At 69.5% G+C, this 12,857-nt stretch carries 12 protein-coding genes and 3 pseudogenes; 8 read left to right on the top strand and 7 right to left on the bottom strand.

The features are described from left to right. Positions 1-147: 147 nt before the first annotated feature. The 4 genes from ACZ8ZB_RS33530 (at position 148) to ACZ8ZB_RS33545 (ending at position 3,814) form a co-directional block, all read left to right on the top strand. Positions 148-441, top strand: a complete 294-nt coding sequence (locus ACZ8ZB_RS33530) for a hypothetical protein (protein WP_470741318.1) — start codon at positions 148-150, stop codon at positions 439-441. A 303-nt stretch (positions 442-744) separates the two neighbouring features. Beyond that, a complete protein-coding gene (locus ACZ8ZB_RS33535) occupies positions 745-909 on the top strand; it encodes a hypothetical protein (RefSeq protein WP_470741319.1) in 165 nt (54 codons plus the stop codon). Between the two features lie 83 nt (positions 910-992). Then, the gene (locus tag ACZ8ZB_RS33540; protein ID WP_470741320.1) at positions 993-1,403 is read left to right on the top strand and encodes a hypothetical protein; all 411 of its coding nucleotides are present in this window, start codon (positions 993-995) and stop codon (positions 1,401-1,403) included. A 1,214-nt stretch (positions 1,404-2,617) separates the two neighbouring features. Further along, positions 2,618-3,814: a cytochrome P450 family protein gene (locus ACZ8ZB_RS33545; RefSeq protein ID WP_470741321.1), complete on the top strand. Its 1,197-nt coding sequence runs from the start codon at positions 2,618-2,620 to the stop codon at positions 3,812-3,814. Positions 3,815-3,989: 175 nt separating this feature from the next. On the opposite strand, the pseudogene ACZ8ZB_RS33550 reads toward ACZ8ZB_RS33545, so the two are convergent. The 5 genes and pseudogenes from ACZ8ZB_RS33550 to ACZ8ZB_RS33570 all read right to left on the bottom strand — a co-directional run. Beyond that, a pseudogene (locus tag ACZ8ZB_RS33550) lies at positions 3,990-4,160 on the bottom strand (M15 family metallopeptidase domain-containing protein); the annotation flags it as partial. Between the two features lie 120 nt (positions 4,161-4,280). Further along, entirely contained in the window at positions 4,281-4,613 is a 333-nt protein-coding gene (locus ACZ8ZB_RS33555; RefSeq protein ID WP_470741322.1) for a beta/gamma crystallin domain-containing protein, read from the bottom strand. A gap of 659 nt (positions 4,614-5,272) precedes the next feature. Then, positions 5,273-5,512 (bottom strand): hypothetical protein, encoded by a 240-nt coding sequence (locus ACZ8ZB_RS33560; RefSeq protein ID WP_470741323.1) that lies wholly within the window; start codon positions 5,510-5,512, stop codon positions 5,273-5,275. A 298-nt stretch (positions 5,513-5,810) separates the two neighbouring features. Next, positions 5,811-6,143 (bottom strand): annotated as a pseudogene (locus ACZ8ZB_RS33565) (DUF4277 domain-containing protein); the annotation flags it as partial. Positions 6,144-6,409: 266 nt separating this feature from the next. After that, positions 6,410-6,697: a pentapeptide repeat-containing protein gene (locus ACZ8ZB_RS33570; protein ID WP_470741648.1), complete on the bottom strand. Its 288-nt coding sequence runs from the start codon at positions 6,695-6,697 to the stop codon at positions 6,410-6,412. 223 nt (positions 6,698-6,920) lie between these two features. On the opposite strand from ACZ8ZB_RS33570, the gene uppS reads away from it, so the two are divergent. The 4 genes and pseudogenes from uppS to ACZ8ZB_RS33590 all read left to right on the top strand — a co-directional run bounded on the left by uppS (position 6,921) and on the right by ACZ8ZB_RS33590 (position 10,822). Continuing rightward, a complete protein-coding gene (uppS, locus tag ACZ8ZB_RS33575; RefSeq protein WP_470741649.1) occupies positions 6,921-7,640 on the top strand; it encodes a polyprenyl diphosphate synthase in 720 nt (239 codons plus the stop codon). Next, entirely contained in the window at positions 7,637-9,103 is a 1,467-nt protein-coding gene (locus ACZ8ZB_RS33580; RefSeq protein WP_470741324.1) for an oxygenase MpaB family protein, read from the top strand. Before uppS ends, ACZ8ZB_RS33580 begins: the two co-directional genes overlap by 4 nt. A 259-nt stretch (positions 9,104-9,362) precedes the next feature. Further along, a pseudogene (locus ACZ8ZB_RS33585) lies at positions 9,363-9,557 on the top strand (IS701 family transposase); the annotation flags it as partial. A 72-nt stretch (positions 9,558-9,629) separates the two neighbouring features. Beyond that, positions 9,630-10,822 (top strand): IS3 family transposase gene (locus tag ACZ8ZB_RS33590; RefSeq protein WP_470741325.1). Its coding sequence is split into 2 segments (ribosomal slippage): positions 9,630-9,924 and positions 9,924-10,822, totalling 1,194 coding nucleotides; the frame shifts between segments, so codons are not numbered across the junction. Positions 10,823-10,858: 36 nt separating this feature from the next. On the opposite strand, the gene ACZ8ZB_RS33595 is transcribed toward ACZ8ZB_RS33590, so the two are convergent. After that, on the bottom strand, positions 10,859-11,311 hold the full coding sequence (locus tag ACZ8ZB_RS33595; RefSeq protein WP_470741326.1) for a hypothetical protein: 453 nt from the start codon (positions 11,309-11,311) through the stop codon (positions 10,859-10,861). Positions 11,312-11,913: 602 nt separating this feature from the next. Continuing rightward, complete coding sequence (locus tag ACZ8ZB_RS33600) at positions 11,914-12,780, bottom strand: GNAT family N-acetyltransferase (protein ID WP_470741327.1); 867 nt, start codon at positions 12,778-12,780, stop codon at positions 11,914-11,916. Between the last annotated feature and the right edge of the window lie 77 nt (positions 12,781-12,857).

Raw genomic sequence — 12,857 nt, forward strand, 5'->3', positions numbered from 1 at the left:
GCGGTGCGGGACTGGTCGAGGACCAAAGCGCGGCAGTACGACGCGACTTCGAAGGACGCACCCAGCAGCAAGCATGAGGGGCGGCCGGAGGGAGAACCCGATCAACCCGCTCCGTTGAACAGCGTGCACGGGGGTACACGGGGCGCCATGGTATCCACAACTGATCGCGTCACGTCCTCGCGGGCCGTGCGGCAGCTGCGCCGGGTCCGCGCCTTCTACGCAGGGGGCGTCCTGCTGTGGGCGGTACTGGCCGCCTGGACCGCCTGGCAGTTGCCCGGAAGCCCGCAGATGTGGGTGTCCGCCCTCCTCCTGACCGTCTTCAGCGCCCTCCTGCTCACAGCCTCCCTGTGGCTGCAGCGCCTCCAGCTCGCAGGCTCGCGACGGCCCGCGCATCACGCCGCATCACGGAGGACGGCTGAACCGCGCCACGCGCATGCCTGACCCACTGCCGGTAAGGCAACCACCCGCGGCCCGGGTCCCGTTCCCGCGCCTCAGCATCTGGCTGCAAGCCGGCCCCTCCCCGGACCACCCCTTGAGCATCTCTGAAGCCGGTGAGGCCGTCCGTTTTCGGTCCTCTTCCAGGGGCCGGGAGGCAAGGGACGGGGAGGGGGTAGGCGGATAGTCATGGATGGCACACGACTTCGGCAAGACGAGCAGAACTCCCAGGAAACCCGTGCCCGAGGAACGATGCGGATCTGGCGGTGGGCCAGGTGGGCGGCCCTTGTCCTTACGGTCAGCTGGGCGGTGAACTGGGTCGTCAATCTCATTCGGGGCGAGCAGGGCTGGGACCTGTGGTGGCCTTTGGTCAGTACCGTCATCTGGACGGCATTGACCGTGCACGGCTTCAGGACCTACCGCCGGATCAGGACAACGACCCTGCCGGCCATCACCGGCCGCCCATCTTCCTGACCACCTCGGCCAGCCCGCTCCCTTGTGCTGCTCCAGGGCAGACGAGCACCGAACAGTGACGCTGTCGTGCGGAAGACGAAGGGATGAAGGTGGAAGCGGCCAAGTGGTCGGTGGACCGCGAACGCTTGACCCAGTGGGTTCCCAAGGGTGAGCGGATGACAGCCGGCTGTGCGGTGACATACGGACGCACGCTGTGGGGCCTGATCCCGCGACGCGCTTCACTTCTGTTGACCGACCGTCGGGTACGAGTACTGCGCCACCGAGGCAATGACCTCCAGTACGCCATACGCGGCATCTGGTTCGAGATGATGCGCGGCGAGGCCGAGGCGGTCTGCAGGAACCCGCAGGCGCGAGTGGAGTTCGACAAAGGACAGGAAATCGAACTGCGCCGGCACGACGGTGGGGTGGAGCGCCTGCTGATCAGCCAATGGGACGTGGTGCATGCCGAAGCTCTGTACGCGGCGTTTCCTTCCGGGAGCAGCGACCCGCGGTGACGTGACAGCGCCACGGACAACCAGCCCCACGGGGGCGCAGGCTCCGCAGTCCCGGGGGTGCAGTGGACGGGTTCAAGGGGTGGCGTAGGCTTCCGGCTCTATCGAGCAGTAGTGGGTTCTGGCTCAACTTCTGTGGAGCATTCTCGCTCCGTGACTGTTGATCTCCATGTTGGCCCTCGCTCGATCGTCTTGAAATGCCCCGTGGCTGCCTTGTCGTGCCCGAGAGTTCGCGGCCGCGAACGAAGTGCTGCTGCGTCTGGAAGAGCTCCTGTTCCTGTCGGACCCTGAAGTCGCGGTGATGTCAGCGGCGGCGCCGGCCGTCGCCGTATCCGGCATGGCAAGTACATGCCCCTGGGCGGATGTCAGACCGCGGGCCAGCAGGGCATCGACCGCGGTCACTGGGACCGCTACCAGCGCGCCGGGGGCGCCTTCTTCTGGAACCTGTGGACCAGACGCTGAGCATGTGACGCTGCCGGTGGCCTCCTGCGCTCACGCCGGAGGAGGCCACCGACGGCCCGTCACCCCCGGCGGGTCACCGTCGGGCGACCCCGCCCGCGCCGCGTCCCCGCCCGCGCCGCGACCTGGCTCACCGTCGACGACGGACGCCGGCACCAACACGTGGGGTCGGCCGACCGCAGGCTCTCCCGCCCTCTTGCGAGGGGCTAACTCCAGCCCGGAGACCTCGTCATCGACGCCACCGGCGACAACAACACCCGCCACGTCGTCATCTTCGAGGAGTGGAACGACGCCGCCCACCGCTCCTGCACGGCCTACGAACAGCGCGGCGTGCACGGCGCCAGTCACCGCACACTGACCTACGGGCTGACGGTGGGAGGCCAGTACGAGGCCTGCCGGCCGCTCCCGTAAGGAAACTGACACCCGACCGGTCGCACCGACGCGTCCACCGCCTTCCGCCCGCCCGATATTCGCCTGCCTTCAGCGGCGACAGGAGCTACAGTCGGTGGGCGGTCAGGTGTTGATCCGAGGGGGCGGACCATTGCCGGAACCATGAGCCGGCGGCATCCGGCGTGCACGACGCCCACGGCCCGGCCGAAACGCGTTCCTCCACCGCGCCGCACACGCCGGTGGACGACAACCGTCGGCCGCTTCCCGGGTGACCCCTTCCCCTGCCGCCTCCGCGTCGCCATGACGTTCGCGCCCGGGTCACTACGGCGCACAACTCCTTTTCCCGGAACCAGTTAGGTGGTATTCCCATGAGCGTGGTCGACCTCGCGGCGCTCGGCGAGTCCTTCACCCGCGACCCCTACCCCGTCTACGCCCGACTGCGGTCGCAGGGCCCGGTGCACCGCATCCGCATGCCGGAAGGAGGCGCGGAGGCCTGGCTCGTCGTCGGATACGAGGCCGGGCGCGCTGCCCTCGCGGACCAGAGACTCTCCAAGGACTGGAGCAAGGCCTCGCCCTCCCTCCCCCTCGGCGTCATATCCCCCGGCACGCATATGCTCAGGGCCGACCCGCCGGACCACACCCGGCTACGCAAGCTGGTCGCCCGGGAGTTCACCACGCGCCGCGTCGAGGAGCTCGCCCCGCGCATCCAGGAGACGACGGACACGCTCCTGGACAGGATGCTCGCCGCCCCCGGCGGGCGCGTCGACCTCGTCGAGGCGCTGTCCTTCCCGCTGCCCATCTCCGTGATCTGCGAACTTCTGGGCGTGCCGGACCTGGACCGGGAATCCTTCAGGGCGTGGTCGAACGACGCACTCGGCGCGGCCGACCCCGAACTGCGTCAGGCCGCGGCGAAGTCGATGGCGCGTTACCTGGTGGAGCTGGTGGAGCGCAAGCGGCGGCAGCCCGGTGACGATCTCATGAGCGGACTGATCCACAACTCGGACGACAACGGCGACAGGCTCTCCCACGAGGAACTCCTCGGCATGGCCTGGCTGCTGCTCGTGGCCGGCCACGAGACCACCGTGAACCTCATATCCAACGCCGTCCTCGCCCTGCTGACCCACTCCGAGCAACTGGCCGCTCTGCGCGCGGACCTCTCCCTCGTCGACGCAGCCGTCGAGGAGGCGCTGCGCTACGAGGGACCGCTGGAGACCCCCACGTTCCGCTTCACCACCGAACCGGTGACGATCGGCGACACGGTCATCCCCGGAGGGGGCGAACTCGTCCTCGTCGCCATGGCCGATGCAAACCGCGACCCCGAACGCTTCCCCGAGCCCGATCGCTTCGACATCCTCCGTGACGCCCGCGGCCATGTGGCGTTCGGCCACGGCATCCACCACTGCCTGGGTGCGCCGCTGGCCCGGCTGGAGGCGCGCATCGCCCTGCGGACGCTGCTGGAACGCTGCCCGGACCTGGCCCTGGACGTCCACCCGACGGCGATCACCTGGCGCCCGGGAATGATGATCCGCGGTCCGCGCAGCCTGCCCGTACGGTTCGCCCGGTAGGACGGAGGAGCCACGGGGCTGTCATCCCGCTGATCCGGCGCAGCCCGCCGGATCAGCGGGCGGGCCCGGCCGTTGAGGAGCCCGGTCTTCGTGTTGACGCCTTCGGTGACCTACGGGCCGGCGTCGTGAGGCTCATGGGAGGACGGGCCCGCCCCTGTTCGTCCTCGGTGGAGCAGATGCCGCAGGTGGGAGCCGACCAGTACGGCGACGGGTCGAAGGCCACGTGGGTGTGGTCGTTGTGGCCGGGGCAGCCCGGACCGAGGATCTCCGAGAAGCCGTGCGCCCTGGACCGCTGGGCGAGGCGGCACAGGGACGGCGGGCCGACGAGGTCGGCCGCGTCGCCGTACTTCCGGCAGAGGGATTGTTTCCGGCCCTGTGGGCGGGTGGGGGGAAGCGGAGCGGGGTCCCGCGGCCTGAGCCGCGGGACCCCGCTTTTCCGGCGCCGTCTCCCGAACGCGTGGACGCGTCAGGAGATCTGCACGCTGGTGATGGTCGTACCGGCTTCGACCACCCTCTTGGTCTGCCACTTCCCCAGGACCACGGTGCCCGCGCTCGTCCTGAAGGTGACGACGTTGTTGCCCGTCGAGACCCGGTAGGCGTTGGGGAGGTTGACGCTCACGGAGCCCGCGTTGGCGTAGCAGACCGACGAGCTCCCGTTGTTGTAGTCGATCTTGACCAGGTCGGTCCGGTTGCCGCAGGGCGCCGTGTTGATCGCGGCGGCGCTGCCGATGGGGAGGCTGACCGCGAGAGCCGCGGTCGTGCCGGCCGTGACCAGGACTCGCTTGAGCGAGCGCTTCATGTGAATGTCCTTCATCCAGTTTTACAGTTCGGGCGGTGAGCGGCCGAAGCCGCTGCCCATCTCGTAGGACGCACGCCCTCACCTGCGGGTTCACACGTCGTCGCATTATTTTTGACGGGGCTCCGACAGGCAACCGGAAAAGCGGACGAAAGCCTTCCGGAGCCGCGTGGAGGAGCCGCCCGGGGGGCGGGTGCGTACGGTGAGGGCGCGATGGCGGATCCGTGCGGTGCGCGGCACCACGCCGCGAACCGAAGCACCCTCGAAACCGTTCTTCCTGACAGTTCCGGAACTCCCGCAAGGGCCCGGCCGACCGGTCGGCCGCGGGAGCCGTTGCCACACCACTGCACCGCGGCGGACGACAGGGGGAGGCATGACTCTTTCCACGGAGAAGGAGCGGTGGCGGCGTGCGGCGGCGGTGGGCGCGCTGGCGGCCGGACTGCTGGTGGCGGCGTCCGTCCTCCCGACGGGGAGGGCGGCGGACGTCCCGGGAGGCGTAGACCGCCGTCCCCGCCGACCGCGCTCAAGCTGGCCAACTGTGGCGCTCAGCCACACTGGTACGGTCCGGGGCGCGCTCGTCTATCCGCCGACAGAGGCGGCCCACGTTGTCTGGGCCCGGACTTCGCAGGTCACCGTTTCAGGTCGTTACTGGGGCCGACCGGCTACGGGGCTGCCTCTCGGAAAAGGGTCAGGAGGGCGTGCGCCTGCGGGGCACCCGCGTCGAAGAACTGCGTGGCCAGTGCGGGTGGCACGGCGGTTCCACGCATGCGGACTTCATGGCAGTGGAAGCAGAACGCCGCCTCGAACAGCGCCAGGTCGAGAGTGTCCGCGTACGCCCGGACGCTCCAGCCCGGCGAGAAGCCGCAGCGGTGCTGCTCGCTGCCGGGCAAGCTCTCGATCAAGGCCAGGACGCCGGCTGCCTCGCTCCCGATCCAGTGGGCGCCCGCCCTGCCGGGATACGGGGCACCCCGCTTTGTCGGGAGTTCGGAAATCCTTATGACCTCCAGCAACACAGCGGTGGTTACGGCTTCGGCGGGGAGCTGCATGTGCGTAGTCTGCCCGCGCCCGACACCGGAGCGGTGCACATGCCCCCAGGGGGCCGACTCTCGCGCTCACAGGCAGGCTGAAGCGCTCAGCCGCAAGTCTGTGGCCAGCGGGTTTGTCCGATGCCGGTGTCAAGGAGGTCGAGGAGGTGATCGCATCCAGGGCCCTGGCCAGACGGTCATCGTTGAGCAGGCCGGGCTCGATCCCGAAGACCTCCTCCACTGCCCAGCACCTGGCCCAGTCCTCCACCCTCACCAGCGGCGCGGGCGACGTCAGCCGGTTGACCACCAGCGCCTCGATCACCTGCCCGTGCGTCACCAACGCACTCGCGCCACCAGGACACACCTCATCGACGATTCCGGCGACATCCAGCCGGCGCAGAGACTCGGCAGCGACAGGCAGAGCACCCAGACGCTTCTCCACCACGGACATCACCGCCACTTCAAGGCGCTGACGCTGAGACTGTGGCCGCGAGGACCGGGAAGTCATCGACACACCCCACCCGACGCCGCACTCCCGGCCCGGGACGCTTCCGGACCGGTCACACCGTACGAATCAACGACCTGCGAAGTACGGGTCCAGGGGCGCAGGCGTGACCACGCAGGTCAAAGCCGAAGCTCGCCAACCAGGTATGTAAGGCAGGCGGTGGGAAGTGTTACGAACGTAACGCTTCCAGGCTTTGTCCGACTGCCTGGATGATGGGGCCATCGGGGCCCCGATTCGGACGTTACCGCCCCGCTCGGAGGGATGTTGCGCTACCGCTCCGCGCCGGACAGGTCCGCATCGGTCAGGTCCACGTGCCTCAGGCCCGCTCCGTCCAGGTCCGCGCCGGACAGGTCCGAGCCGCTCAGGTTCGCTTTCCGCAGGTCCACGCCGAGCAAGTCCGCGCTGCGCAGGTCTGCGTTTTCCATGAACACCGTGACCAGGTTCGCATCGCGCATATCCGCGCCGGGCAGGTCGACGCGGGTCAGGTCCGCGCCTGCCGATACCGAGGGAATCGGACATCTGAGCCAAGGGTGACGCCCCCCCGTTCGACCGGTCAGGACCCTTCCCTGCCGTCAGACTCCTAGAAGGAACGCTCCGGTGGGGCGTGTGTATGGGTGACATGGGGTGGGCGTGACCGAGCGGGGCAGGGCCGACCGTGCCGCTCCGGGCGAGACGGGGCTGGGTGTGACGGATCACGACGTCCATCGCGCACGCACGGCAACGGGGGACGGGGCGGGCGGGCGACCATACGGCAACGATCAGCGGCGGGACGATGGGCCGGTGCGTGTGGTGCCGCGGCACGTAGCCTGCGTGATGGACGGCAACGGCCGTTGGGCTCAACGGCGTTCGCTTCCACGAACGGCGGGTCATCGGGCTGCCGAAACCACCGTCATCGACATCATCGAGGCGGCCCGGGCGGCCGGAATCGAGTGGCTCAGCCTGTACGCCTTTTCCACCGAGAACTGGGACCGCCCCGGCCCCGAGGTCGACTACCTGATGCGCCTGGTCCGCCGGGCTGTGCGCAAGCACGCACCGCTGCTTCTCGTCCGCGGCATCCGCTGTCGTTTTCTCGGGGCCGCCGACCCGCGCATCCCCCGGGAGCTGGCCCAGGACTTCGACGATCTGGCGACGCTGACCGCCGACAACCAGGGGATGACGCTCACCGTCGCCTTCGACCACGGCGGACGCCGAGACATCGTCGAGGCCGCCAAGTCGCTGATTCGCAACGGGACACCCGCCGATGAGGTGACCGAGCGGCTCTTCGCGGACCATCTGCCGTTTCCCGACACCCCCGACGTCGACCTCGTCATCCGCACCTCCGGCGAGCAGCGCATCTCCAACTTCATGCTCTGGCAGGTCGCCTACGCCGAGTGGGTATTCCCCGAGGTGCTCTGGCCGGACTTCCGGGCCCCTGACTTCCTCACCTGCCTGCACACCTACCGGCGCCGTGACCGCCGCTTCGGCGGCGTGCCGCCCCAGACGAACGGAGACCCGTCATGACGACTGGAACCACGGGAACGTCCGACAGGGCACCCCTGTTCGGCCCGGAATCACAGTTCCGCGCCTTCTTCGACGACCCGCGCTGGGCGCTGGCCATAATCCGCGCCACCGTGCTGGAGGCCGCCCACCCGCAGATCGGCGCCGCCCTCGCCGACAACTCCACCTTCGTCGCCCACCCCTGGCGTCGGCTGCGCAACACCTTCCTCAGCATGCGGCGCATGTTCAACGCCGATCCAGCCGTACGTGAACGGGAGGCCGCCCGGCTCAACAGGCTGCACGCCCGCATGAGCGGCTCCGACACCCGCGGCCGCTCCTACGACGCCATGGACCGCGCGACTCGCGCCTGGGTGGTCGCCACCCTCTACGAGAGCGCCGTCACCATGTGCCGACTGAGCGGTCAGCCGCTCGACCAAGGCACCATGGAGCGCATGTACGCCGAGTACCGCGCCTTCCTCGCCGCGCTCGACGGCGACGCCGGGGAACTCCCCGAGGACCTGAACGACTTCTGGCGGTACTTCGACCGGGTCGTCGAGGACGAGCTGGAGAACACCGAGGCGGCCCGCATCATTCTCTACCGGCTCTTCGACCACTTGCCCGCCCCGGCACTGCTCGACGGCGCGCCGACGCTGTGGGCGGTCGGCCGGGCCGTCGTCGGTCCGCTCCTCGGCGCGATCACCGTCGCCTCGCTTCCCGAGCCCTACCGGCGCAAGGCCGGCCTGTCCGAGATGCCCGGCGCCCCGACCCTCATGCAGGGCGCCTACCTCGCCGCCGGGCTCACCCGTTTCCTGCCCGAGGGCTGGATCGATGCCGAATCCATCATCGAGGCCCTCTCCCTCTCGCCCGACAGCGACGACCCCCGCGCCCGGGCCGTGACCGCGCTGCGCGCCCGCATGAAGCGGGCATCGGCCCTGCTCCGCCTCCTCACACCACTGAGCGGTGACACGAGTCCCGACCCGGCCCCTGCTACCCCGGCGGCGGCAGAGGGCCGACGCTCGGCGGAGGAGTTCTTCCGGCAGGTGCTGGACCAGACCGGCGACGGCCACCTCGACTGGCCTGACCTCGCCGCCATGGCACGCGAACTGGCCACCCGCCTTGACCTGGACGAACCCGAGGAGACCCGGCTCTACGACGCCTTCGCCGCCTGGTGGCGCGAGCTTCAGGCCGCCCTTGACACGGACGGTGACGGCCGTGTCAGCGCCGACGAGTACGCCGCCGCCGTGCCCTCCCTCGCCGGTCCCGCGCTCATCCGCGTCGCCGAAGTGCTCTTCGACGCCACCGACAAGGACGGCAGCGGGACCATAAGCGCGGACGAACACCGGGCGCTCTTCCGCACCGCCTTCCACCGCGACCTCACCACCACAGACGGCGCCTACGGCCGCAGCGCCTTCGTGGGCGACTTCCTTTCCTTCATGTCCGGCCGCCGCAGGAACACCGCGTATGATCCCCTTCTCGCCGACGCCTGACGAACTCGTGCATGTTGGCGGCCACGGCTGCACGCTTCGTACCCACGTCCGGATGTGTGGCTCAGGTCGTGGCGAAATCCCCTCGAGCGGCAGGACCTCCTAGTACTCCAGCAGGACTTCGACGTTCTGCCTGCTCAGAGGCTGCGTGTGGTGAGTGTGGTGGGCCGGTGGCCCGTCAGGGGCGGCCTTACGGGGCCGCCCCTCGATCGTGTGCAGCCGGCGCTGGTAACGGCAGTGGCCGGGGCAGCCTCCCGTCGTGATCAACGAGCCTGCAGCCGAGACCTGGGACGACGGACTCGCAGACCTCTTCCTCCGTGTCGGCCATCGTTTCGGCCGTGTGGAGCCACGCCGTCGGACGCGCGACTACGTTCGTGGTCTGCTCGGCCCGGTCGGCCGAAAGAATGGCTGGCAGCTGGCCGAATACGCCGGCCACGCCACCCCCGACGGGCTCCAGTGAGCTGACCCCGGATTCGTGGAGTCCCTGAAGCCAGGCTTATGATCCTGGCCCGAAGGAGAACCACGAGCAGTGCCAGCACCACGCGAATACCCGGACGAACTCCGCGAGCGGGCCGTTCGTGAGGTCCGCACCACCGGCCGACCGATCGCGCACGTCGCCAAGGACCTGGGCATCCACAAGGAAGCCCTTCGCGGCTGGGTCCGCCAAGCGGAGGCGGACGCCGGCGAGCGCGACAACAGGCTGACGAGCGTCGAGCGCGAGGAGCTGAAGCAGCTCCGCAAAGAAGTGGCGGAGTTGCGGCGGGCGAATGAGATCCTCAAGGCCGCGAGCGCGTTTTTTGCGGCCGAACTCGACCGTCCCCGGACGAGACCGACCAGGTGATCGAGCACCTCAGGGACAAGGGTCTCGGGGTCGGGTTCGCCTGCCGGGCGCTGGGGCTGTCGGAGTCGGCGTACTACGCGCGCAGGAAGCGGCCGAAGTCGGCTCGCCGGCTGCGTGACGAGCAGCTGATGCCGCTGATCGAACAGGTCCATGCCGAGTCCGGCGGCACCTATGGCGTCCGCCGGATCACCCGCGCGCTGCGACGCAAGGGCGTCGACGTGGCCCGCTGCACCGTCGAGCGGCTGATGCGTGAGCTGGGCCCGGAGGGCGTGATCCGCGGACAGCGTCGCCGCACCACGGTGCCGGAGCCGTCGGCACCCAGACCGCCGGACCTGGTCGACCGCGACTTCACCGCCTCTCGCCCCGACCAGCTGTGGGTGGCGGACATGACGTATGTCCGCACATGGTCCGGCTGGGCGTATGTGGCGTTCGTCCTGGATGTGTATTCGCGGATGATCGTCGGCTGGCAGGTCGCGAACCACATGCGGACTGAACTGCCGCTGGATGCCCTGGAAATGGCGTTGTGGAGGAGGCGGATCAAGAAGGAATCCGGGCTGGTCCATCACAGCGACAGGAGATCGCGATATGTGTCGGTTCGCTACCCCGACCGGCTCGCCGAGGTCGGGGTCGCCGCGTCCGTCGGCTCCGTCGCGGACAGTTACGACAACGCGATGGCCGAGGCGCTGAACGGCACCTTCAAGGCCGAGCTGATCGAGATGCAAGGACCGTGGCGGGACGTCGACCAGGTCGAGCGGGCGATCTTCCAGTGGGTCACCTGGTACAACGAGGAACGGCTCCACTCCGCCCTGGACTGCGTACCGCCCGCCGAGTACGAACGCGGCTGGTGGCGACAACAGGAAGCCACCCCACAGTCCGCCTGAAACAAGATCACCGGACTCTACGAAACTCGGGACAGCTCATCCGCCGCGCAGCTCGCCTGGTGGCCCGCGGTCGCCCTCAGCGACAACACCGACGGCTCCATCCCCGTCGCGGCCCTGCGCACCACGCTGGTCGAGGCGGTCGTCGGAAGCCTTGCCGAAGAGGTCGGACGGGCCGCGAAGACGTACAGGACCGGCATCTCCCTCGGGGACATCCAGCGCGACGTCGTCACGCTCCTCGACTGGTACATCCTGCGGGAACCGGACAGGACGCCGGTGCTCTTCGGTGAAATTTGTCTGCTCGCCCGCGTACGTCTCGGACCGGAGCCCAAGGACGTCGGTGACCTCCTGCGCCGCTCCCTCCACCTCGACGGCAAGCTGGACGGCCAGACCGTCGACGCCCTGCTGGATCTGGCGCTGCCCCTCCGCCCGGAAAACCGAGGACCACTGGCTCAGGGCCCGCCCCCGGCGCGGGCGCGGCGGACACGACATCGGCCTCTACCACCGGCATCTCGTTGGCCAAGGCCCGGTCCGAGTCCTACGGCAACGCGTCGGAGACGACGGGCCTCGGGCTCCGCAAAGCCGGGCAGGCGGCAAGTGTTGCGCACCTCCTCCCAACCCGGCGGCCTTGCCTCGCTGCGCGCTCTTCGCCGCGCCCGCCGCCGGACGGACAGAGGCGGGAAGGGAGGCCCGTGCGGCTGCGGCGGTGCTCTGCCCGGTGCGGCGCGCTGCTCGTCTTCGGGACGCCCGGAACCCGCCGCCCGCGAGACCACGCGCGTCGACGGCGACACCGCCAAGGTCGGCACATGACCGGCCAAGGCCCGCACCAGACACCGGGCCGGCCGCCTGGCTCGAAGAACCGCCGCCCCGCCACCCAGCACGATGTCGGCAGAGTCCTCGCCGCCAGCGAGGCGTACACCCGCCCCGTACACCGATGACGATGACGACGGCGGTGAGCAGGATTGAGCGTCACCGACCCGAAGGCTGATCGGAGTGCCCGCCACCGCTTTCGTCAGCCGCTTCACGGCGGTCACAGCCGGTACGTGGCTGGTGCGTTTGCGCCGATCACGCCCTCACCCGGCCTGTGGTGCGCCTCAGGAGAACTTGTACCCGGCGAAGTCTGCGACGTGGACGTACCCAATGCGCTGGTAGAGGGCGTTGCTGGTGGGATTGTCCGGGTCCGTGAACAGGACGACGTCCGTCGCGCCCGCGGCCAGCGCTGCCCGGCTCGCCTCGACCGTCACAGCGCCCGCGTAGCCGCGGCCCCGGAGGTGGGCCGGGGTGTAGACGGGGTCGATCCGGATCATGCCGCCGATGACCGAGGTCGCGGCTGCCATCGAGGCGGGGATGCCGTCCGGGGTCTCCCAGAAGATGAAGTGCCGGTCGCCGAAGCGTGAGTCGTCCCAGGAGCCGGCGTCGATCAAGTCGATGGAGGACTGCTCCCCGCCGTCGACGCAGAACTCACGGCACCAGCGCACGACGTGTTCGCGGTCTGTCCCGTCCGTGAGACGGCCCCGGCCCTCCGGGCACGGCTGCGGCGGGGTGAGTGTGCCGAGACGGTAGAGATGCGTCCGCCAGAAGAGCACTGGCGCCGCGCCCGTGTGCCGCTGCCAGGAGTCGGCGAATGCGGTGGCGGTGTCATGGTCCGCGATGACGCTGGCGGGCGAGTGGCCGAGGACAGTCAGATGGGCGGCGAGGGAGTCGGTCTGCCCGACGGAGAGGGGAGTGAGGCCCAGGCGGCCGCGCGAAGTGAGATAGAAGACCGCGTGGACCTCGCCTCCGGCCTCCAGCCGGCCGAAGACGGCGCTGACGGGACCGTGTGCGTCCGGCCTGCGTATCCGCAGTTTCTCGATGTCCGTCAGCGGCGTGTTGTGCAGAGCGGGGCGCGACCGCAGGAAGCCCCCGGCTCGGGCGAGGAAGCCGTCAACGTCTTGGGTGAGGTGCCAGTCATCCGGGAGCATGCTTCATCATCCCGGATCTCCTCGACTCGGGGAGTACTTGCTCGACACCCTTCAGCCACGTGACGTCCCTTCCGTCT

Source organism: Streptomyces sp. 12E (assembly GCF_055633275.1).